We start from the raw sequence: 20610 nt of genomic DNA, 5'->3' as shown, positions 1-20610 counted from the left end.
CCGCACCCATGTCCGCAACGGCCCCCGACCAGCAAGATCACGATCTACAGCTGGAGTACTAGATGAATGAGCAACCTGGCTGTGTGGTCGGGGTGTTGGCGGGTGAGGGCTGTACGGAACAGCGAAGCTCCTGGTAGACGAGTTCTCGACCAAGATCACCCGTGTCCGCCAGGAGCTTCGTGTGCTTGTCTATCCGTCGTCGATTGATCTGTCCAGCCACACCCTTCGGTACCTGACGGGGCGCCTGCGGGCTCGGCGGCGGGAGATCGGGACGCGGTGGAGACGCCTGCCGGTCGGGCGTCAGGCATTGCTCGCCCTGGCCCACCTGCGGTGCGGCGACACCTACGCCCAGCTCGCCGCCGGCTTCCGTATCGGCACCGCGACCGCGTACCGCTACATACGCGAGGCCATCGACGTCCTGGCCGCCGGGGCCCCCACCCTGGACGAGGCGGTGAAGACCGTACGGACGAAGGCGTTCGTGATCCTGGACGGCACCCTGCTGCCGATCGACCGGATCGCCGCCGACACCCCGTACTACTCCGGGAAACATAAACGCCACGGCATGAACGTCCAGGTCCTCACCGATCCATTCGGACGCCTCTTGTGGGCCTCACCCGCACTGCCCGGCTCCACCCACGATCTGACCGCCGCCCGCACGCACGGCATCATCGACGCGCTCGCCGAGGCAGGCGTGAAGTGCTGGGCGGACAAGGCGTACCAGGGCTCCAGCCGACCAGTCCGCGTGCCGTTCCGGGGCCGCCGGCTCAAGCGTTGGAAGCGCCAGCACAACAGCAGCCACGCCAAGATCCGCTGCCTCGGCGAGCAGGCCATGGCCACCCTCAAGGGCTGGCGCCTGCTCCGCAAGCTCCGCTGCAGCACCAACCGGATCACCGACATCGTGAAAGCCGTCCATGTCCTTCACCACGCCTCAACATCAGGTTGAAAAAGGCTCAGTGCCGATGGCCGGGGCCTTCTTCACGATTGCCTTGGCGTGCGCGACCTTGACGTAGCCCGGTCCCAGGATCGCCTCGTCGAGAGGAACGAAGACCAGGCGCCGGCGGGTGGGCAAGCCGGTGAAGACGGTGGCCATGGCCGGTTCGTCGGTAGCGGTGTGCACGTAGATCGCTTCCAGCGAGCCGATCCTGTGTCCTTTCGGGTCGACGACGTCGCAGTCGCGCCACTCGCGGATATCGGCTGAATGGATCATGCCCCGCTCCCTGCGGCGCGACGAGGGTGACACAACGGCCCCGGCACATTCACACGCCGGGGCCGCCCTTCCGGGCGCTGCACGTGAGAGTGCACCGACCCATTCATCATTGGTATGCCCCTGGCGCTTCTCCGGCACCAGTGACTTGTCCCGCGATACAGGCCAGACAGCTGACATGGTTCAGCGCACCTCGACCGACAGGACTGCGACCCCACGACCGTGCGACGCGTGGCATTCCACAACGTTGGCGTCCTGGTCAGGTCCTCCCCCGTACCGGAGGTTTCCACGACTAGCCTCCGCATCATGTTGCGTATCGCCGACACTCGCACCGGCCGCCTCGTGGAGATCCCCTCCGCACACCGCCACCTGCTGCGCATCTGCGTGCACCTGCCGGTCATCGATACCGGGATCGGCGCGGTGCACGTGCGGGCGCCTCTGGTCGGTGACGTACTGGCGCGCACCGCGGAGCTGCATGGGCTGCAGTCCGTCACAGTCCTCACTACGCCGGACCTGCCGCCTGAGCCGGCCCAGACGCTCGAACGGGCCATGGCCGTTCTCGGCATCCACCCGCCCGCCGCCGGCGTTCACCATCTGGCCGAGACGGTGTGCGCCGCTGCCGACGTGCACGTGCTCGCCTACGGCACCGCCGTGCAGGACGCCGTCAGCGGGGTCCGGATCGACGTGGGCCAGGTCAGCCCAGCACCCCCGGACGGGGGCGTCCCAGACCGTGGCCACCCCCTCGCCTCGGATCTCCCGGACGCATTCGCCCCAGAGGGGACCGACCCGCTGGCTGTGAGGATGCTGTTGCTCGGCCACGCCTACCGCACGCCGGTCACGGTCACCAGCGCGGCGTTCGCCGAGGCCCGGCGGATGCTGAGGCACTGGCGGCAGCAGGTGGCCGACTGGGCGCAGGAGCCGTCCAGGCCGATCCCCGCCGACGTGCTGCGACAGGCCCATGCCGCGCTCGCCGATGATCTCGGCGTCCCCGCTGTCCTGGACATGCTGGTCAGCGTGGCGAAGCGCGCCGACGTGCCGGCCGGTGCCAAGTTCGAGGCGTTCGCCTTTCTCGACCGCGTCCTCGGGCTGGACCTCGCGCGCGAGGTCGGCCACCAGCGCCCGGCGACGCCATGACTCCGGGCACCTTGCGGCGCCTGGTCGTCCTGCGGCACGCCAAGTCCGCCTGGCCGCAGGACGTGGCGGACTCCGAGCGGCCACTCGCCCCGCGCGGCTGCCGTGACGCCCCGGCGGCCGGCCGCTGGCTGCGCGAGGCCGACTGTGTTCCCGACCTCGTCGTGTGTTCCCCCGCCCGCCGCACCCGCCAGACGTGGGACCTCGTCGCGGCCGAGTTCGGCGCCAGCGCTGAGGTGATCCACGAGGAACGCATCTACCGGGCGAGCGCCGGGGAGTTGCTCGACGTCGTACGAGAGATCCCCGCGCACGTACGGACGCTGATATTGATCGGGCACAACCCCGGCGTGCAGGAGCTGGTCCTGCTGCTTGCCGGTGAGACGGACGGCTACGCGCTGGAGCAGACCCGTACGAAGTTCCCGACATCCGCGATCGCCGTGCTGCGCGTGCCGGGGCCCTGGTCGTCCCTTGAACCTGGTGCCGCCCGGCTGACCGACATGGTCGTGCCCCGCGGCGCGAACCCCTGACGGGGCGGTCCCGACCGGTGCCGAAGGAGCGGGCTCAGCCGCGCTCCTCCTCCTCGGCCTCCATGCGCCGGATTCCCTCGTGCGTGAGAGGTCTGGGCTGCAGACGCGCGCCCTGGACCGGCAGCGACACCCTCTGGGGCACGCCCCTCCCCGCTTCAGGGGATGGGGTGGACTGCCCGCTCCGCTTTCCCGGCCAGTACGCGGACGAGGAAACCGGCCTCCACTACACGGCCGGTGCGCTTACTCTTCCCGTCCTCCTGCCTGCGTCGTGGCCCGCTCGCGCACGAGGCGCAGCTCCTCGCGCTTGAGGAGGATCTCCTCATCGACGCTCTGCGAGGTGCGCTGGGGTGGAGCCGGGCAGCAGACGCCTTGTTTCTGCATCGGGCGGGAGGTGCTGGCCGCGGTGCTGGACCGCGAGCCGCACCTGGCCATGGACCGGCCGGGGCTGCTCGTGTTCGCGGACAAGGGCTTCGCATCCAAGGAGTTCGAGGCTGATCTGGCCTTCCGGGGCGCGGAGTTGCGGCGGCCGTCGTTCAAGCGCGAGAAGAAATGTAAGGGCGAGAACCTCCTCAAGTCGGTGCGGCAGTTGCCAGAACCCCAGAATTTCAGGGCACCTGAAGTGTGTGTCGCGGGTTCGTCCGTGTTGGAAGGCGGGCGGAGGCGGGTTCCGCTCGGCCCGTGTCGCGACTTGCTACCGATCGGTAGATCAAGATCCCGCAACGATGCCTCGGCCATGATCTGATTCTGGCCAATGGGGGATACTTTTCAGCCTCGCCGGAACATTACATTCCCCTTGCCGTCTGTAGATCACATGCGGTCAAGCGCCTGCTTGAAGCTCATTTCTTGGGGGGAACTTGCTTTCCCAGTCACACCGGTACGGCCCACCCGGCCGTACCTCCTCCCGCCGCGTCACCGCGGTGGGCCTGGCGGTCCTGATGGCCGCCACGTCCCTCTACGGCGCTGAGTCCGCGCTCGCCACGGTCCGCCCGCAGGCTGTCGACCGTGCACCGGTGCCGAGCAGGCCCGCGCCGGCCTTCGCCGCCGACATCCCCTCCGCCCGCGTGGCGGCCCGGCTCTCCGGCAAGCGCGTCGAGGCGTTGTCCGAGCGCACCGAGTCCTCGACCACCTGGGTCAACAAGGACGGTTCGCTGACGACGGAGCTGGCCGCCGGGCCCGTGCGGTTCAAGGACGCCGAGTCCGGCGAGTGGCGTGATGTCGACGTCGACCTGACGGCCCTGTCGGACGGTTCCGTCGCCTCCAAGGCGCACCCCCGTGGGCTCCGGCTCTCCGGCAAGTCCGACGCCAAGGCCACCGACCTGGTGACCCTCGGCTCCGGGGACGAGGCGATCACCCTTCAGTGGCGGGGTGACCTTCCCGCGCCGAAGCTGGACGGCACCCGGGCCACGTACGCCGACGCCGTGCCCGGCGCGGACGTGGTCGTGGAAGCCACCCGCACCGGCTTCGAGCAGTTCGTGGAGGTCAAGGCCAAGCCCGCGGCGGGCTTCTCGTACACCCTGCCGCTGAAGGTCAAGGGCCTGAAGGTCACGCAGCAGGCCGACGGCAGCGTGCTGTTCACCGACAAGAAGAACAATAAGACCGCGGTCATGCCCGCCCCCGTGATGTGGGACGCCACCGTCGATCCGGTCTCGGGCGAGCACACCCGCCGGGTCAAGGTCGACATGAAGGTGGTTCGGAAGGGCTCCTCCGTCGATCTGGTCGTCAGCCCGGACGCGAAGTTTCTGGCTGACCCGAAGACCACGTACCCGGTCACGGTGGACCCGTCCACCTCGGCGCTCTCCAACCTCTTCGACACCTACGTGCAGGTCGGTGAGACGGTCGGCTGGTCGAACGACACCGAGCTGGACCTCGGCAACCCCGGTACGAAGAACGCCGACGACACCTACCGCACCGCGCCACCGGCGGCGACTCGATCCACTTCACCGCGAACGCCGCGCAGAACGGCTGGATGCCCGAGCCCGGTGCCGAGCAGCTGGTGCTGACCGGCAGCGTCACCGGCTCCTTCACGCTCACCAACAATCAGGGCACGGTCACCACCTTCACCAAGACCGACCCAGCCGTCGCCACCTGGCAGGTCTCCAGCATCGTCCAGGACGGCCTGACCAACTCCACGACGACCACGCTCTCCGAGACCGTCGTCGTCAACGGCACGACGTACGCGCGCCCCAAGCGCATCGCCGCCCCCACCTCGGCGGCGAGCGCCGGAACCTGCACCTCGGCGCCGGACACCAAGGGCTGCCGGGTGTTGGAGTACGTCTACGCCAACACCACCACCGCGACCTCCCTGGTCTTCGGCGACTTCGCCGGCCAGGTCAAGGAGATCAAGGTGTGGTCCACCGAGCCCGGTGCGGCCACCGCGACCGCCAAGACCGTCGCGAACTACCTCTACGACGACGCGGGCCGGCTGCGCCAGTACTGGAACCCGCAGATCAGCCCCGCGCTGAAGACCGAGTACGGCTACGACTCGGCGGGCCGCGTCACCGGGCTCACCCCGGCTGGCGAGCTGCCCTGGACTTTCACCTACGGCCAACGTGAGCTCCGGAAACCGCAACTGTAGGGGGTAGCCGAGTGGGGCGTGGGGGCCCGGTCGGGCCCCCACGCCCCACCACCCCCCGGCAAAGGAAAGGCAGGTGATGCCGCGGTGCGGCACACGGAAGGAACCGTCGAACTGCGGCTGACCGCCGCACAGGTCGCCGTCCCGGTCGTCCTGGGCATCGCCCTGGCGACGGGCCTGCTCCAGCTGGGCCTGCGGTGGACCGCGGACCCCATGACGGCCGCCGAACTTCGGGACTGCGCGTACGCGGCCGGCGCGGGCGTCGTGGGCGCGCTGGTCCTGCCGCGCCTCAGGGGGGCCCGGCTGACCCCCGAATGCCTGGTGGCTTTCACGGCCTTCGGGCAACGGGAGCGCCGCATCCCCTGGGCGAGCGTCTCGGGCATCGACGTCCACCGCACCGCCGGGGTACGCCGCGTGAGCGTCTGCCTCGTGACCGGCGAATGCCTGACCCTGGCGGCCCCGATGTCGTTCCTCGACCGCCGGTTCGACGCCCGCGTGGCGGAGCTGACCGGCTGGTGGGAGACCCATCGGCCGTGAGCGGCAGGCAGCAGGCCCCCTCCGGGCGATGCCCGGAGGGGGCCTGTTGTGCGTACCGTCAGCCCTAGCGCACAGCTCGGCTGCAATTACCTCTTTGACGGCGCTAATTCACACCGAGCCGCCACGCTTATGGCGCGGGTCACATGAAATGCGTCTCGCGATTCGAGACGCACCCTCGGTGAGGTGATGCAGGCTGTGCGCCAGCACCCCTCTGGGCGGGGTGCTCGCGGGAGTTGGGGCACGCGGAGGGCACGGCAAGGGCTGGGAGGTCTAGACAACGACGAAGGCCCAGGTCTGTGACCTGGGCCTTCTTGCAAGAGCGGATGACGGGAATCGAACCCGCGCTATAAGCTTGGGAACCACCCGGCACTTGGGCATGCAGATGACCTCTGACCTGCGGGAACGGTCGCAGGCGGCCCTGTTCCAGCCGCTTCGGAAGGTCCTCTGTTGACCGCTGCTTACCGCCCCTACTGGCACGTTGTGGCACGACGCCCTGGGACGTGCCGGGGACGAGAGGCCAGGTAAAGGGCCCGATGGTGTCTGGAGGCCGAGTTGGCTGAGCTGTCGCGAATGTCACCGGCCACGTTCCCCGCACCACGGACAAGAACCGGTACCTGACCGGCCACCTCGACCAGCTCCGCTACGACACCGCCCTCGAAAGCGGTGGCCGATCGCCACAGGCACGATCGAGGGCGGGTGCCGCCATCTGATCGCCGTTCGCCTCGACGCCATCGGTGGCCGCTGGTGTCTTCACGGCGCCGAAGTCGTCCCCAGGCTCCGCACCGTGACCGTGACCGTGACCGTGACCGTGACCACGACCGGCAACGGCGACCGCGACGCTTACGGGCGCTTTCATACCGCCTGTGAGCACCTGCGTCTCTTCCCCACTCCGACCATCGGGGCTACGACCTGGCAGCCTGGTCACGACCTTCCCTCGAAACGAACCTCATCCCGCCGTTTTTTCGCCGTACGGCCCCGCCGAACCGCCGCATTGGCTGAAAACGTCTACTGGCCGGTAGGTGGTGCTGCGGTTTTGTGAACGGAATGTGTCGTAGCAGCCGGAAAGTTGGCTGGAACTATGCGGCCCGGCGCGCCTGAGTGCCGATCGAGTGCGGGTGGTCTCCCGGCCGTACGGCTCCTTGAGCGGGTCCTTGGTGTCACGGGGCGAATGGAGGTTCGAGCCGCTCGGAACGCTGAATTCCGGCCGTTGGCACAACGGTTGACAGTTGTTGATCAGGCTTGCGATGTTGTGCTCGACGCGCCGGTCAAACGAATGGTCGGCGAGGGGGGACCGGGGGAAAGTGGGCGCAGTGGGGGCGGTGATTGGATCGCAGCGGGCCCAGACGAGGGGTGTGGACGGTGCGACGACCCTTGTGATCGTCGGCGCCAATCCGACCGTGGCCCGGGAGGCGGCGGCCCTGCCCGTCGAGCTGGTCCACGTACAGCTGCCCGGCGCGCCCGCCCTCGACCCCGACAGCCGGGTCCTCACCGCCGACTTCCTGGACCTGCCCGCCTTCCTCGCCTTCACCGACGAGGTCCTGCGGCCGCTGGCAGCCACCGCCGTCGTCTCGCTCACCGAACTCGGCCTCGAGCCGGCCGCGCTGGCCGCCCGTCGGCTCGGCGTCGTCGGCGTTGATCCGGCCGTCGTACGGGCCACCCGCGACAAGCTGGCGATGCGGCGGATTCTGGAGCGCGAGGCCCCGCACCTGAACCCGGCCTTCGCGGCGGGCGACGACCCGGAGGCGGTGGCGCTCCTGTTCGCCGCCTACGGTCGGGCGGTGGCCAAACCGGTCGACGGGGTCGGCAGCACCTCCATCGCCCTGGTGGAGGGCATCGACGAACTCCCCGCGGACCGCCGCACGGCCGCTACCCTGCTCGAACAGTTCGCCGAGGGCCGCGAGTTCAGCGTCGAGGCGCTCTCGGCGGGTGGCCGGCACACCGTCCTCGGCATCGCCGAGAAGGGCACCACGGACGGGTTCATCGAGGTCAGCCACATGATGCCGCCGCCCTCCCTGGACCCGCGCCGTCAGGAGCTGGTCGCCCGGGCGGTTGGCGAGCTGCTCGACGCCGTCGGCATCACCGACGGCCCTAGCCACACCGAGGTCATGGTCGACGGCGACAAGACCGTCGTGATCGAGACCCACACCCGGCTCGGCGGCGACGGCATCGCGGACCTGGTCCGCCTCACCACCGGAGTCGAATGGCGGCGCGCCGCCCTCGGCTGGGCGGTCGGCGCGGCGGTCGGCCGCGGCCCCGCCACAGCGGCCGCGGCCGCCACCATCTTCCTTACCGCCTCGCCCGGGCGGGTGACGGCCGTCGCGCCGCCGCCCACCCTCGCCCACGGGCATGTCCACGCCTGGGACCTCTCCGTCCTCCCCGGAGACCAGGTCCACCCCCTGCGCTCCTCCTCGGACCGGCTCGGCATGGCCGTCCTGACCGCAGCAGACACCAACGCTTGTGCGGCGGCCGTCGCGGAACTGATCGGCCACCCGGTGGTCACCACCGCTCCCGATCCGACCCTCTGACGCGAACACCGTTCAGACCGCCGATCCGCACACCCCGCCCACCCCGCCCACCCCTCATTTGTTCATTGACCACGTCACCGCACGGGGGATACATGTCTATCCAGAACGCTCCTATTTCCTATGATTTCCATGGTGATGCCCCGTTCTCGATGCCCTTCAAGGACATCAAGCCCGAGGACATCCACATCTACCTCGATCTCGACACCAAGGTCGGAAAGAACACCTGCGGCCAGAAGTGCACCCACTGCTGGTTCGTCAACTACGAGAAGGTCTACGACAAGTCCTTCGCCATGGAGGAAGGCCCCCGCATCCTGGAGGGCCTCCAGTCGCACGGCTACCACGTCTACCCCCGCTACGTGGACAGCTTCGCCTACGACGGCGAGTTCATGCGGATCTACGGGCCGGCCAACAACCGGGAATTCCGGCAGGAGTCCGACCACAAGCCCACCGAGACGATGGAGAAGGGCGACGCCTGGACCAGCGGCCGCCCGCTGCTCGCCGACAACTGGACCGAGCTCCTCGACCTGGCTGTCAAGCACGGCTACGGCACCGTCTCCATCACCTACCACGGGGTGATCGACGAAGACCTCAACGTCATCGACCACAAGACGTACCCCATCAAGGGCGTCTTCTCCGGCGCGGACACCGAGGAGGTGCTGCGCCGCATCGCCGAGTACAACAAGGGCGTCGACCCCGGGGACGCCTTCCGCGTCAACATCGGCGTCACCATCGGCCGCCACAACCACGGCCGCACCTCCCTGGAGCGCTACGCCCACTACTTCAACAAGCTTGGCGTGGCCACCGTCCGGTTCAACAACTTCACCGACCACGGCGGCCGCCACCCCGAACTGCGCCTCTCCCGCGAGGAGATCGAGCAGGCGTACCGCGACTTCAAGTGGGTTCACGAGACGATCCCGCTCGGCTTCCAGCTCGGCGTCAGCGAGGACTTCGGCACCTTCGGTATCAAGGCCATGGGCTTCCCCGGCCACGTCGGCTGGTGCCGAGCCGGCCGCCAGCTGTTCGCCGCCATCCCCGCGCAGGAGGAAGTCCTCTCCGACGGCCCCGAAGGCCGCCGCGAGAAGATCGGCGACGTCGTCGGCTGCGTCAACACCTTCGAGCCGCACCTGGGGATCCTGGTCCGCACGGTCACCACCGGCGAGGCGGGCGAGAGCGCTACGTACGACGTCGAGTTCGACCACGACGAGATCGGGGCATTCACCGCCAAGCGGCTCTCCGGCACGTACAAGGACGGCTGCTTCGCCACCGAACTGTCCGAGGAGCTCGGCCTGATCTCCCGCGTCCCCGAGCGGCGCCGGCTGCCGCTCCTCGTCGACTCGCAGTCCTGACCCGAGAGGAAGACCGCCGCGATGCGTTACATCCTCGTCTTCGCCAAGACGCCCTACGCCAAGACCCCGTACGACCAGTGGCTGGCCGGCTCCGGGATCGTCCCGGTCATCGTGACCACGACGGAGTACGCGGCAGGCTACTCCCACCTCCCGCACGTACACGCCTTCGACGCGTACGACACCAACCAGCTGGTCGAGAAGACCGCGCTGGGCCTGGCCCGCGAATTCGCGGTCGAGGCGGTCTTCGCCCGCGCAGAGCCCGACGTCGTACGGGCCGCCCAGCTGCGGGAGCTGCTCGGCCTGCCGGGCCAGCACACCGCGAGCGCGCTCGCCTTCCGCGACAAGGTGGTCATGAAGGACCACCTCGTGGGCGGCCCCGTCGACGTCCCCGCCTACCGGCGGCTCGACTCGGCGTACACCGCCCTCGACTTCGTCGCCGAGCACGGCTACCCAGTCGTGATCAAGCCGGTGTCCGAGTCGGGCTCGCTGGGCGCGGCGATCATCCGCGACGAGGCGGAGCTGGACGCGTACCTGGCCAGCCCGTGGCGGGGGACCAGCGAGATCGAGGCTTTCGTGCCCGGCCAGATGTACCACGTGGACGGGTTGGTGACGGGCGGCGAAGTGGTCTTCGTCCACCCCTTCCGCTACCTCAACGACTGCCTGTCCTTCCGGGACAACGACTGGGTGGCCAACCTCCCGCTCACCCCGCAGGACCCGTCGTACGACCGGCTGGTCAAGGCGGCGCGGGTGGTCCTCGCGGAGCTGCCGACCCCGCCGCAGACCGCCTTCCACGCCGAGTTCTGGATCACGCCCGACGACCGGCTGGTCTTCTGCGAGATCGCCAGCCGCACCGGCGGCGGCATGATCAGCGCGATGGTCCGGCACGCGTTCGGGATCGACCTGGACAAGGAGTGGCTGTACGCGGAGTGCGGCCTGCCCTCGACGCTCGGTACCCCCGCGTACCGGCCCGCCGGGGCGCTGTGCATCCCGCCGCAGAACGGGGTGCTGGAGCAGCTGCCTGCGGCCGGGACCGGCGCCGAGCAGCCCGGGTGCGTCCGCGAGGTGATGCTGACCGGGGCGGCCGGCCAGGAGTTCCACGGCGGGGTCAAGTCAGGGCTGTTCCTGGCCGGCTACGTGGTCGACGGGGACACGGAGGAGGATGTGGCAGCCAATCTCGAACGCGTGGCGGGCTGGTTCTCCGACAACACCCGGTGGCGGCCCGCCGATTCCTCCGGAGGTACCGCATGAGCGCGACGACATCCACCACCGCTGCCGCCGGACTGCCCGGCCCGCTCGTCGGCGCCGACTGGCTGGCCGCGCGGCGTGGGGCGGGCGTGGTCCTCTTCGACGCCTCCGTCGGCGCCCACCGGGGCGCGGCCGCGCGCATCCCCGGGGCCCGGCCCTTCGACCTCGACGGGGAACTGTCCGACCACACCTCCGCCGTGCCGCACACCATGCACGGCGCCCAGGAGCTCACCGAGGCCCTGCGCGCGCTCGGTGTGCACGACACCGACACGGTCGTCGTCTACGACGCACAGGGCATCTACTCCAGCGCCCGCGCCTGGTGGATGCTGCGCGCCATGGGCTTCGACCGGGTCGCCGTCCTCGACGGCGGCCTGCCCGCCTGGACCGCGGCCGGCCACCCGGTCGAGCCCGTACCCGCCGCGTACGACGGCCCGCGCGGCACCTTCACCGCCCGGCCCCGGACCGGCCTGATCGTGGACGCCGACGCCGTCACCGCCGCCCTCGCCGACCCGGCCGCCGCCGTCCTCGACGCACGCACCCGCGAGCGGTACGCCGGCACCGCGCCCGAGCCGCGCCCGGGCCTGCGCGGCGGCCACATGCCGGGTTCCGTCAGCCTGCCCTTCGGGGAGCTCCAGCGGGACGGCGGCGTGATGCGGTCGGCGGACGAGCTGCGCACGGCGTTCGAGGCGGCGGTGGGGGACCGCGAGCAGCTGTACTTCAGTTGCGGCTCCGGGGTCACCGCCTGCGTCCTCGCGCTCGGGGCGACCCTGGCCGGCTACCGCGACCTCGCCGTGTACGACGGCTCGTGGAGCGAGTGGGGCCTGCCCTCCGACCGGCCGGTGGCCACCGGCGAGGCGGCTGGCGAGAGCAGCTCACCATGACCGGGGGACGCCGTCGCGGCGGGCTCACCGCAAAATGGCGGACCTTCACCGGTCTGCCGGCCGGCCTCAAGGCATTGATCGGCCTGTCCTTCGTCGTCGCCCTCGGCAGCTACATGGTCACCCCGTTCATCGGGGTGCTCATGGTCGGGGCCGTCGGCCTGGACATCCGGGTGGCCGGCGTCCTGGTGGCGGTGGCCACCTTCATCCAGTTCGGCGGCAGCATCCTCGGCGGCCCGGTCGTCGACCGGCTCGGGCTCAAGCGGACCATGGTGCTCGCGCTCACCCTGCGCACGGCCGGCCTGGTCCTGCTCGGCCTGGCCGTCAAGGTGCCCTGGATCGCGTACCCGGCTGTTGTCCTCGTAGCGGGCGGTCCGGCGCTGTACCTTCCAGCGAACAAGGCGTACATCGTCACCAGCGTCTCGGACGCACTGCGCCCGCTCTTCCTCGGGGTGAGCAGCGCCGCCCTCAACGCGGGCATGGGGCTCGGGCCGCTGCTCGCCGCGCTGCTGATCGACGCCGACCCGGTGCTGCTGCTCATCGGTCTCGCCGGGCTCTTCGCACTGATCACCGTGGCCCACCAGGCCGCCCTGAAGCCGGTCGAGCGCCGGCCGGCCGCGGCCCCGGCGGCGACCGGAACCGACGGGGCCACCGGGAAACGGGCGGCGCTGCGCGGCGCGCTCCGCCCGGTCCTCTTCACCGCCCTCGCCTTCTACCTCTACTTCTTCTTCCAGAGCTTCATGGGCCTGTACGCGGCCGGGGTGTCCAACATCCAGGTCCTCGGCTGGGTGATGCTGCTCAACTGCGCCATGGTTGTGCTGCTCCAACCGGCGTTTGCCGACCGCATCGCGCGCGCCGACTACCGCCTGCTGGTGGTCGGCTCGTTCACCGTGATGGCTCTCGGCATGGCGGCCATGGCCCTCGGCAGCACCCCGGCTCTGCTGGCCGGCACCGCCCTCTTCACCCTCGGCGAAATCTTCCTCTTCCTGCGCTGCGATCTGGAACTCGTCGACCGCGTGCCAGGCAACCCCGCGTTCGCCTTCGGCGTTCAGCGGCTGACCGCCGGCATCGGCGGACTCCTCGCCGGCATCGTCGGCGGATTCGTCTTTGCCCACTACGAAGCCGCCGGCGATCTGGGCACGTTCTGGCTGGTGGTGGCGGCACAGTGCGCGGGCGCGGCGCTTCTCGCCATGCTGCTGGGCGGCGGTCGACGGCCCGCTGTGCACGAACTGCCGCTGCCCGAACCGGCGGGGGCCGGACAGGTGGTGGCCCGGTGAACGAGTCCACCCCCTCGCGGGAGACGCGGTTCGTGCACGCCGGCTCCGATCCGCGCCGGCAGGGCGGCTACGTCAACCCGCCCGTGCACCGCGCCTCCACCGTCCTCTACCAGGACACGACCGAGTTGGACGCCTCCCAGGCGGACCCGCTCAAGCGCGGCACCCCGGTCTACGGCCGCTTCGGCACCCCCACCGGCCGCGCCTTCGAGGAGGCGCTGACCGAACTGGAGGGCGGCCACGCGGCGGTGGCGACCTGCTCCGGCCTCTCGGCGATCACCACGGCGATCCTCGCCTACGTCCGGGCCGGCGACCACATCCTCGTCAGCGACTCCGTCTACTTGCCGACCCGGAAGTTCTGCGACTCGCTCGCCGCGCTGGGAGTGGAGACCGAGTACTACGACCCGTGCGCGGGCGGCGCCGTGATCGAGGAGCTGATCCGCCCCCGGACCCGGCTGCTCTACCTGGAGTCCCCGGGCTCGACCACCTTCGAGGTGCAGGACATCCCGGCGATCACCGCCGTCTGCCGGGCCCGGGGGGTGGCCACCATCGCGGACAACACCTGGGCCACGCCCGTCTTCTGCCGGCCGCTGGCGCTGGGCGCGGGCGTGGACGCGGTGGTGCACTCCGCGACCAAGTACCTGACGGGGCACGCGGACAGCATCCTCGGCGCGATCGTCTGCACGGAGGAGAGCTACCCGGTCATCCGGGGCGCGGCCATCCGGCTCGGCCAGTGCGCGAGCGCCGACGACGTCTACCTGGGCCTGCGCGGGTTGCGCACCCTGAATGTACGGCTTGGCCAGCACCAGGACCAGGGACTGGAGCTGGCCCGCTGGGTTGCCGAGCAGGACGGCGTGGCGGCCGTCCTGCACCCGGGGCTGCCCGAGGACCCCGGCCACGACCTGTGGCGCCGCGACTTCACCGGCGCGGCGGGACTGTTCGGGGTGGAACTGGAGCCGGGCCTAGGCAAGTCGGCCGTCGACGCGATGCTCAACCGGCTGCGGGTCTTCGGCCTCGGCCACAGCTATGGTGGCTACGAGAGCCTCATCGTGCCCGCCGACCCGGTCTCCCACCGCCTCCCGGGCACCTGGGCAGGACGCGGGCCGCTGGTCCGGGTGCATGTCGGCTTCGAGGGGCTGGACGACCTGAAGGAGGACCTGAAGGCGGGCTTCGAAGCCCTGCTGGGCGGGGGTTAGGTGCGGTTCGTTTCCCTGAGGGCGGGATGATCCGTGCCGGGTAGTCCTCCGAGAAGGGCCGCATCGGAGACGCGCCATCGGCAAGACCGTGATGGTCCGCGCCGACACCGAGGAGGTCACCGTCACCTGCGGCAACGACATCGTGGCCCGCCATACCCGCTGCTGGGCCTGCCACCAGAGCCTCACCGACCCCGAGCACGCCGCCGCGGCCCGTCTCCTGCGCGGCGAGGTGATCCACCAGGCTGCTGCCCGCGCCCACGCCGCCCGCGCTGCGGCCCTGGCCCCCGACAGCCTGGGCATCGAGGTCGAGCAACGTGAACTGGGCACCTACGACCGCATGTTCACCCTCATCGAAGGCGGCGCCGGGAAGGAGGACACCTGATGCCCCGCACCGCTCCCCAGGCCCCGGCCACCACCGGCACGGCGAAAACGGACGGCCCAAGCGCCCGCACGGGCCGGCAGACCGCAGCCGACCTGGCCTTCCTCGCCCGGGCCATGAAGGCCCCGGCCCTGCTGGACGCCGCCGAGCGCCTGGCGGAACGGGCCCAGGCCGAGTCCTGGACCCACACCGAGTACCTGGTCGCCTGCCTGCAGCGGGAGGTCTCCGCCCGCGACAGCCACGGCGGCGAGGGCCGCATCCGCGCCGCCCACTTCCCCGCGATCAAAACCATCGAAGAGCTGGACGTCACCCATCTGCGCGGTCTGACGCGCCAGCAACTCTCCCATCTGGGAACATTGGACTTCATCACCGGCAAGGAGAACGCTGTTTTCCTGGGACCGCCCGTTATCGCACGGGCAAGACGCACCTGGCCACCGGCCTCGCGGTCCGCGCCTGCCAGGCCGGGCACCGCGTCGCGTTCGCCACCGCCGCCCAGTGGGTCGACCGCCTCGCCACCGCCCACCACACCGGACGTCTCCAGGACGAACTGGTCAAACTCGGCCGCTACCCGCTGATCGTGATCGACGAAGTCGGCTACATCCCCTTCGAAGCCGAGGCCGCGAACCTGTTCTTCCAGCTCATCTCGAACCGCTACGAGAGGGCCAGCGTGATCGTCACCTCGAACAAACCCTTCGGACGCTGGGGAGAGACCTTCGGCGACGAGACCGTCGCCGCCGCCATGATCGACCGACTCGTCCACCACGCCGAGGTCCACTCCCTCAAAGGCGAGTCCTACCGCATGAGAGGCCGCGAACTCGGCCGCGTCCCCACCGCCAACGACAACGACTGACACGAACCAGCGAGAACGCACGATGGCCCACGATTGAACCGTTCAGACTGGCCCCAAATTGAGCCGTCGCCGACACTCCGACGGGTCCGCTGTCCTGGGGATGGCTCGGCCGGACCATCGGCTCCCGTACCGAGAACGGCCACTGGCTCCGGGTCCACTGCGGCGAGGCCGCCAAGACTCCCACCACCCGGAACGAGGGAATCGCCCTCGCCGAGGAACGGGTGTCGGATAAGGTCTCCCGCCCCCACCTCCACGACCTGTACCGGTGGGAGCGCGGGGAGTACGTCTTCGAGGCCGAGCTGATCGACTACATCGCCCAGCCCGTCGTCTCCCCGGAAACCCCCGACCTCACCGAGGACCCGGAAATCCCGGACTCCTGGTGGGCCACGCTGCGGGAGAGCCTGGACGCCCTCAGCGCCGCGGAGCCGCCCCGCGAGACCATCCGCCAGTCCTGGGCGGACCGTGTGTTCCCCGAATTCCTCGGCATCCCCGCGCCGGCCATCACCGAACGCGTCACCGGGCACGCCGACCTGCAGTGGGCCAACCTCACCCACCATCCCCTCGTCATCCTCGACTGGGAACGCTGGGGCGCCGTCCCCTTCGGCTACGACCCGGCCATGCTCTACGTCAACAGCCTCCGCGTCCCCGTAGTCGCCGAACGCATCCGCACCGAATTCGCCGATGTGCTCGACACCCCCGCCGGCCAGGTCGGTGAACAGATCGCCCTCGCCGAAATGCTCCAGGCCGTAGGCCGTGGCTGGTACGTGGAGCTGGCTCCACTGCTGCGCCAGCGTGCGGAGGAAGTGACGGGTGTTCTTCCCCCGGTCTCCGTGACGGGCACGACCGCTGTCTGATGTCCTCCCCCTTCACCTCGATGGGGTCAATGCAGAAGTGCGCTGGATCCAGAGTTGCTTACGGAGTCAGACCTTGACGGGCAGACGTTCGGCGCGGTTCGCGCTGCACGAAGTGAGACTGCCAACAAGCAAGGAGACAAAGCTGAATGATCGAACGAGTCCGAGCCGTCCTCGCCACCGCGGACGACACGATGCTGGTCATCCGCCGCACCAAGCCCGGAATCCCCGTGCACTGGGTGCTGCCCGGCGGCGGGGTCGAGGAGAGCGACGAGTCCCCGGAGGCCGCTCTCCACCGGGAGATCCACGAGGAGATCGCGGGGAAGGCCGACATCGTCCGCCTCCTGCACACGATGGAGTCCGACGACGAGCGTCAGCTCTTCTACCTCGCCCGCATCGCGACGTGGTCCTTCGAGGACCGGACCGGCCCCGAGTTCAGCGCCGAGGGCCGCGGCGAATACGCGCTGGAAGAGATCCCGCTGACCGTGGAGGGGCTCGACGGCATCGACCTGAAGCCCGAGGAGATCGCCCACGTCCTGCGGGGCGCCATCCGTGCCGGCGGACTCGGGGCTGGGGTCGTGGTCTAGTCGCGGAATCCTCCGGCGCCGTGTGCCGGACATGGGGGGATACGTTGCGCGGTGTCCCCGGCGTGCTTGCCGTGCCCGGCTCTGACCAGGTACTCAGGGCCTACCGGGATGAGTAGGCGTACTCAAGTGGCGGGTCTCGGCAGCTTCGAGACTGGGTGCAGGTCGAACGAAGCGGAACGGGGAACGTCATGGTGCGGCGCTGGTCGAAGGCTGAGATGTGGGTGCCTGGTGCGTACCTGGCACTGGTGGTCGCGATGCTGGTCTACTTCGCGGTCGGGCAGTGGAACGGGGACAGCGGGTTCTTCGGAGTCTGGCCGATCCTGGCCACGGCGCCGGTCAGCCTCTTGCTGCTGACGTCCTTCGGACCTGCGGCGGACGCCCTGGACTCGGCCCCGCCCATGGATCCCCAGTACGGCTCTGAGCCGCCCACGAAGCTGCCCACGGACTACCCCTCGGAGTCGGACCCGCTCCCCGCGGACTGGGTGGCGCCGGATACTTCCGAGTCTGCCAAGTTCGACATGCTGGACGGCTTCGGCTTCTACGCCACGGTCCTGGTCAGCGCCCTGATCAACGCCGCAGCGATATGGGCCCTGCTCCGCTACGTAGCGCGGCGGCGCGACGCCAGGAGTGCGCAGGCCTAGCCGTACGGCCATGCGGACATGCCACCGGGGCCAACGCTGGAATGCGTTGGCCCCGGTGGCGTTGCTCAGACCTGCGTCGCCTGCCGGTACTCCATGTAGCGAGTGTGCTGTGCCGCGAACTCTTCGAACTCGGCGCGGGTGGCGTGCAGGGCGGTGGCCTGCTCCTCCTTGGTGAAGGGGCGGCCGTCGATGTGGGACCAGGTATTGGTGTCGCGTCGGTATTTGAAGTTCGCGTCGCAGAGAAGGGCGACGATGTGGGGTCGGATTTCGGTTTCGGGCATACGGGTGCTCCTTGACGGTGTGGGGGAAGTGCGATGTATCCAGTGTCTGGAGAATCCCCGGTTTGGCTGACCGGGGATCGTCGGGTATGTTGCGCCGCGCATTCTGGTCAGGGGTGACGGAAGCGGTGTGCGGCCTGGGTGATCGGGTGCCCGGAACCGAGGAGCCGGGTGTGGGAGGCGGCATGGACCGTGCCGTTTGTGCCGGACATCAGGGCGATGATTCTGGTGTGGAATGTGGTTTGGGCATGCGGAGGTTCCTTGCGGGGCGGGATTGGTGGTGACACATCCAATACTCCGGAGGATCCCGGAATTCGATAATCCCGGATCGTCGGATATAAGGGGTGCCCCGATTGGCCGACTTAGCGGCGCCGGGTTTTTTCGCCGGTGTCCTTGACGGCCGTCTGCGTGATGGATGGTGGGGTGGGGACTCGGTGGCGCGCGATCGGGGAGTGCGCGTCTACGGGGTTGGCGGGTAGTTGCGCGAGGTGGCGGAGACGCCAGACGAGGACGTCGCTGATGGACGTGGCGCTGCCCAACTCCCTGCGTTGGGTGGCTTCGGTGAGCAGGTCGGTGGGGTTGTGGCCGGCGGCCTGGGCGTCGGCGAGGGTGGCGGCCAGGGCTGGCCAGCCGGGCTCGGCCAGGACCTGCTCCGCCAGGTCTGGGACCGCATGGCGCAGGGCCGCCGCGTGCTGGTGCTGCAGGGGCCGGAACATGTGCCGGCCCCGCTCCTGGAGGAGGGCCATGGGCTGGGCTGCGGCGGCTTGGTAGGCGACGCGGAGGTACTCGGCTGCCTGGAGGGCGGCGACAGCCTGCTGGGCGTGGCCCTTCTTCGCATGCCAGGCGGACGCCGCGGTGGCGAGGAAGAACGCCATGTCGATCAGCATCGCGGTGGTGGCGCCGTCTTCACCTCGACCGAGCGCCGGACCACCGTGTACGAGATCGCGGGCGGCTTGGCGCAGGACCTGGTTCTGGCCGCGTTCGGCGCGGACGTGGGAGCGGGCCACCCGCTCGAACGCCGTTGCCGCCTTTCGCAGCTTGTGGCGGGTGTGGGCCGCGGAGGTCTTGGCGAGGGCGTCGAGAACCTCTCCGGCGGCGGCGAGCTGGGCGGCCACGGTGCCGTCGTCGCTGTGATCGATGAGTAGGACGGCCTGCCAGACGGCTGTGGTGGCGCGGCGACGGGTGGACGCGGGACGGCTCGCTTGGGCGGGGGACGGCTGGGTCGGTGAGCCGGTCCAGCGTTCGCGGAGGCGGGGCAGGGAGAGGTCGGGGGCGAGTTTCGACCCGGAGTAGTGGACGGGTGCCCCGTCCTTGTTGCGGTCCTCGGGCAGGGCGACGGTGTAGCCGAGGGTGTCGCCGGAGGGTGCGGTCCGGCGGCAGACCATGAGGCCGGCGGAGGCGAGGCGGTCGAAGAACTCGGTCTCCGAGGCGGTGCCGGCCGCGGCTCGGCGGACGGTCTCGCGCAGTTCCTCGCGAGCGGTGCGGTCCCGGCCCTGGCGCTGGGCTTTGTGGCGTTCGGCGCAGGTGGGGCGCTTGGCGGCGGTGCCGTCTCCGGGCGCCACGCGGTACAGGTCGTAGTCGGCCTCGATGCGGCGGCATTCGGTCTGGGCGCGCTTGCCGGAGCGGTGGTGGTCGGGCTTGCGGCCGTCTTCGCGTACGAGCGTGGTGATGAGGTGGATGTGGTCGTCGGCGTGGCGGATTGCCGCCCAGCGGCATCCGGCTCCGTCGCCGGGGTCGATGCCGGTGGCGGCGATGACGCGGCGGGCGATGTCCGCCCACTCGTCGTCCGTGAGGATCCGATCGCCGGGGGCGGAGCGGACGGAGGCGTGCCAGACGTGCTTGTCCGGGCGGGTGTCCGCGGGGAGGAGGTGGAGGGGTTCGTCGAGGAGCTGCTGGAGGTCCGCCCTGGTGGCTCTCGGGTCGCGGCCGGGGTCGGGGGCGAGGCCGTCGAAGGAGGCGACCAGGTGCGGGTCGACGTGCTCTTCGCTGAGTCCGGGGCCGTAGAGGTAGGCGATCAGGCCAGCGGTGTCGCCGCCCTGTTTGTGGATGGAGGGGATCAAGCGGCCTGGGTTCCTTCGGGGTTGGTCATGCGGGTGGTGACGCGCTGGATGTCCTCGGCGGCGCGCAGGACGGCGGCGATGGTGTCGTCGAGACCTTCGGGGGCGATGCCCCTGTGCAGAGCCTTGGCTGCCTGGTTGAGGTTGTTGTTGGCAATGCGGAGCTGGCGACGCAGGGCGAACAGGGTGATGAGGACGTCCTGTTCGGTGGCGATGACGGCAGCGGTGCGGTTCAGGTCGCGGGCAGCGGCGAGTCCGCTGTGCGCGAGGAAGCCGGCTACGCGCATGCCGACGGCGTCGGCGCCGGCGGAGACGAGTGCGTGCTCGGGTTCGCTGAGGCGGACGCTGACGGCTCGGCGCTGCTTGCCAGCGCGGATACGGGGCTTGCCCCGGCCCCTGTAAGGCTGCGGTCCGCGCTCGGCCGCAGCCTCCCCGTCCCGCGCCCCCTGGCGCAGGACGGGACCCGCCACCCCTGGGGCGGGCTTCGGTTCGGATGCACCCCCGACGGGGGAGTGTCCGAACCTCCAACTTG

Annotated in this window: 21 protein-coding genes and 4 pseudogenes; 20 read left to right on the top strand and 5 right to left on the bottom strand. The window is 70.1% G+C overall.

The features are described from left to right. Positions 1–181 precede the first annotated feature (181 nt). The gene (locus J7I97_RS04705; RefSeq protein WP_214931105.1) at positions 182–943 is read left to right on the top strand and encodes a transposase family protein; all 762 of its coding nucleotides are present in this window, start codon (positions 182–184) and stop codon (positions 941–943) included. A gap of 6 nt (positions 944–949) precedes the next feature. Here J7I97_RS04705 and J7I97_RS04700 read toward each other — a convergent pair. Then, positions 950–1207, bottom strand: a pseudogene (locus J7I97_RS04700) (PRC-barrel domain-containing protein); the annotation flags it as partial. Positions 1208–1510: 303 nt separating this feature from the next. On the opposite strand from J7I97_RS04700, the gene J7I97_RS04695 reads away from it, so the two are divergent. Further along, a complete protein-coding gene (locus J7I97_RS04695) occupies positions 1511–2338 on the top strand; it encodes a hypothetical protein (RefSeq protein WP_214931104.1) in 828 nt (275 codons plus the stop codon). Next, positions 2335–2862 (top strand): histidine phosphatase family protein, encoded by a 528-nt coding sequence (locus J7I97_RS04690; RefSeq protein ID WP_214931103.1) that lies wholly within the window; start codon positions 2335–2337, stop codon positions 2860–2862. The genes J7I97_RS04695 and J7I97_RS04690 overlap by 4 nt, the downstream gene beginning before the upstream one ends. Positions 2863–3102: 240 nt before the next feature. On the opposite strand, the gene J7I97_RS04685 is transcribed toward J7I97_RS04690, so the two are convergent. Then, entirely contained in the window at positions 3103–3243 is a 141-nt protein-coding gene (locus tag J7I97_RS04685) for a hypothetical protein (protein WP_214931102.1), read from the bottom strand. 22 nt (positions 3244–3265) lie between these two features. Between J7I97_RS04685 and J7I97_RS04680 the strand changes: the two genes are divergently transcribed. The 17 genes and pseudogenes from J7I97_RS04680 (at position 3266) to J7I97_RS04615 (ending at position 17743) form a co-directional block, all read left to right on the top strand. Continuing rightward, entirely contained in the window at positions 3266–3604 is a 339-nt protein-coding gene (locus J7I97_RS04680) for a hypothetical protein (RefSeq protein ID WP_214931101.1), read from the top strand. A gap of 193 nt (positions 3605–3797) precedes the next feature. Then, positions 3798–4805: pseudogene (locus J7I97_RS40170) on the top strand (sugar-binding protein); the annotation flags it as partial. A gap of 23 nt (positions 4806–4828) precedes the next feature. Continuing rightward, on the top strand, positions 4829–5437 hold the full coding sequence (locus J7I97_RS40165; RefSeq protein ID WP_374195438.1) for an RHS repeat domain-containing protein: 609 nt from the start codon (positions 4829–4831) through the stop codon (positions 5435–5437). A gap of 84 nt (positions 5438–5521) precedes the next feature. After that, on the top strand, positions 5522–5971 hold the full coding sequence (locus J7I97_RS04670; protein WP_214931100.1) for a hypothetical protein: 450 nt from the start codon (positions 5522–5524) through the stop codon (positions 5969–5971). 596 nt (positions 5972–6567) lie between these two features. Beyond that, positions 6568–6863, top strand: a pseudogene (locus tag J7I97_RS38120) (hypothetical protein); the annotation flags it as partial. 460 nt (positions 6864–7323) lie between these two features. Beyond that, complete coding sequence (locus J7I97_RS04665) at positions 7324–8496, top strand: ATP-grasp domain-containing protein (RefSeq protein WP_308369135.1); 1173 nt, start codon at positions 7324–7326, stop codon at positions 8494–8496. A 149-nt stretch (positions 8497–8645) separates the two neighbouring features. Further along, positions 8646–9842, top strand: a complete 1197-nt coding sequence (locus tag J7I97_RS04660; protein ID WP_214931098.1) for a radical SAM protein — start codon at positions 8646–8648, stop codon at positions 9840–9842. A gap of 21 nt (positions 9843–9863) precedes the next feature. Beyond that, the gene (locus J7I97_RS04655) at positions 9864–11090 is read left to right on the top strand and encodes an acetyl-CoA carboxylase biotin carboxylase subunit family protein (protein WP_214931097.1); all 1227 of its coding nucleotides are present in this window, start codon (positions 9864–9866) and stop codon (positions 11088–11090) included. Continuing rightward, the gene (locus J7I97_RS04650) at positions 11087–11968 is read left to right on the top strand and encodes a sulfurtransferase (protein WP_214931096.1); all 882 of its coding nucleotides are present in this window, start codon (positions 11087–11089) and stop codon (positions 11966–11968) included. Before J7I97_RS04655 ends, J7I97_RS04650 begins: the two co-directional genes overlap by 4 nt. Continuing rightward, positions 11965–13242, top strand: coding sequence for an MFS transporter (locus J7I97_RS04645; RefSeq protein ID WP_214931095.1), 1278 nt, complete (start codon positions 11965–11967; stop codon positions 13240–13242). The genes J7I97_RS04650 and J7I97_RS04645 overlap by 4 nt, the downstream gene beginning before the upstream one ends. Further along, complete coding sequence (metC, locus tag J7I97_RS04640; RefSeq protein ID WP_214931094.1) at positions 13239–14435, top strand: cystathionine beta-lyase; 1197 nt, start codon at positions 13239–13241, stop codon at positions 14433–14435. The genes J7I97_RS04645 and metC overlap by 4 nt, the downstream gene beginning before the upstream one ends. Before the next feature lie 76 nt (positions 14436–14511). Beyond that, positions 14512–14817, top strand: coding sequence for a hypothetical protein (locus tag J7I97_RS04635; RefSeq protein WP_374195439.1), 306 nt, complete (start codon positions 14512–14514; stop codon positions 14815–14817). Beyond that, a pseudogene (locus tag J7I97_RS39465) lies at positions 14817–15167 on the top strand (ATP-binding protein); the annotation flags it as partial. The gene J7I97_RS04635 and the pseudogene J7I97_RS39465, both read left to right, overlap by 1 nt. Positions 15168–15169: 2 nt before the next feature. Further along, a complete protein-coding gene (locus J7I97_RS39460; RefSeq protein WP_308378340.1) occupies positions 15170–15664 on the top strand; it encodes an ATP-binding protein in 495 nt (164 codons plus the stop codon). 221 nt (positions 15665–15885) lie between these two features. After that, entirely contained in the window at positions 15886–16518 is a 633-nt protein-coding gene (locus J7I97_RS04625) for a hypothetical protein (protein ID WP_251058479.1), read from the top strand. Between the two features lie 146 nt (positions 16519–16664). Then, complete coding sequence (locus J7I97_RS04620; RefSeq protein WP_214931092.1) at positions 16665–17102, top strand: NUDIX domain-containing protein; 438 nt, start codon at positions 16665–16667, stop codon at positions 17100–17102. A gap of 155 nt (positions 17103–17257) precedes the next feature. Beyond that, entirely contained in the window at positions 17258–17743 is a 486-nt protein-coding gene (locus tag J7I97_RS04615; RefSeq protein ID WP_214931091.1) for an SCO4225 family membrane protein, read from the top strand. A 65-nt stretch (positions 17744–17808) separates the two neighbouring features. On the opposite strand, the gene J7I97_RS04610 is transcribed toward J7I97_RS04615, so the two are convergent. From J7I97_RS04610 to J7I97_RS04600, 3 genes are all read right to left on the bottom strand, one after another. Beyond that, entirely contained in the window at positions 17809–18024 is a 216-nt protein-coding gene (locus J7I97_RS04610; protein ID WP_214931090.1) for a hypothetical protein, read from the bottom strand. Between the two features lie 359 nt (positions 18025–18383). Next, on the bottom strand, positions 18384–20081 hold the full coding sequence (locus tag J7I97_RS04605) for a relaxase/mobilization nuclease domain-containing protein (protein ID WP_214931089.1): 1698 nt from the start codon (positions 20079–20081) through the stop codon (positions 18384–18386). Further along, entirely contained in the window at positions 20078–20548 is a 471-nt protein-coding gene (locus tag J7I97_RS04600) for a plasmid mobilization relaxosome protein MobC (protein WP_214931088.1), read from the bottom strand. The genes J7I97_RS04605 and J7I97_RS04600 overlap by 4 nt, the downstream gene beginning before the upstream one ends. Between the last annotated feature and the right edge of the window lie 62 nt (positions 20549–20610).

This window comes from Streptomyces sp. ISL-87 (assembly GCF_018614095.1).
Taxonomy (GTDB): domain Bacteria; phylum Actinomycetota; class Actinomycetes; order Streptomycetales; family Streptomycetaceae; genus Streptomyces.
Note: the sequence above shows the minus strand (reverse complement) of the source record. Positions and strands in the feature narration are given on the sequence as shown.

What these genes read in the sequence shown, in the direction of transcription:
- J7I97_RS04695 (WP_214931104.1), top strand. Translation starts at nt 1,511, where the DNA reads ATGTTGCGTATCGCCGACACTCGCACCGGCCGCCTCGTGGAGATCCCC.
- J7I97_RS04690 (WP_214931103.1), top strand. Translation starts at nt 2,335, where the DNA reads ATGACTCCGGGCACCTTGCGGCGCCTGGTCGTCCTGCGGCACGCCAAG.
- J7I97_RS04610 (WP_214931090.1), bottom strand. Translation starts at nt 18,024, where the DNA reads ATGCCCGAAACCGAAATCCGACCCCACATCGTCGCCCTTCTCTGCGAC.
- J7I97_RS40165 (WP_374195438.1), top strand. Translation starts at nt 4,829, where the DNA reads ATGCCCGAGCCCGGTGCCGAGCAGCTGGTGCTGACCGGCAGCGTCACC.
- J7I97_RS04620 (WP_214931092.1), top strand. Translation starts at nt 16,665, where the DNA reads ATGATCGAACGAGTCCGAGCCGTCCTCGCCACCGCGGACGACACGATG.
- J7I97_RS04650 (WP_214931096.1), top strand. Translation starts at nt 11,087, where the DNA reads ATGAGCGCGACGACATCCACCACCGCTGCCGCCGGACTGCCCGGCCCG.
- J7I97_RS04660 (WP_214931098.1), top strand. Translation starts at nt 8,646, where the DNA reads ATGCCCTTCAAGGACATCAAGCCCGAGGACATCCACATCTACCTCGAT.
- J7I97_RS04685 (WP_214931102.1), bottom strand. Translation starts at nt 3,243, where the DNA reads ATGCAGAAACAAGGCGTCTGCTGCCCGGCTCCACCCCAGCGCACCTCG.
- J7I97_RS04645 (WP_214931095.1), top strand. Translation starts at nt 11,965, where the DNA reads ATGACCGGGGGACGCCGTCGCGGCGGGCTCACCGCAAAATGGCGGACC.
- J7I97_RS04655 (WP_214931097.1), top strand. Translation starts at nt 9,864, where the DNA reads ATGCGTTACATCCTCGTCTTCGCCAAGACGCCCTACGCCAAGACCCCG.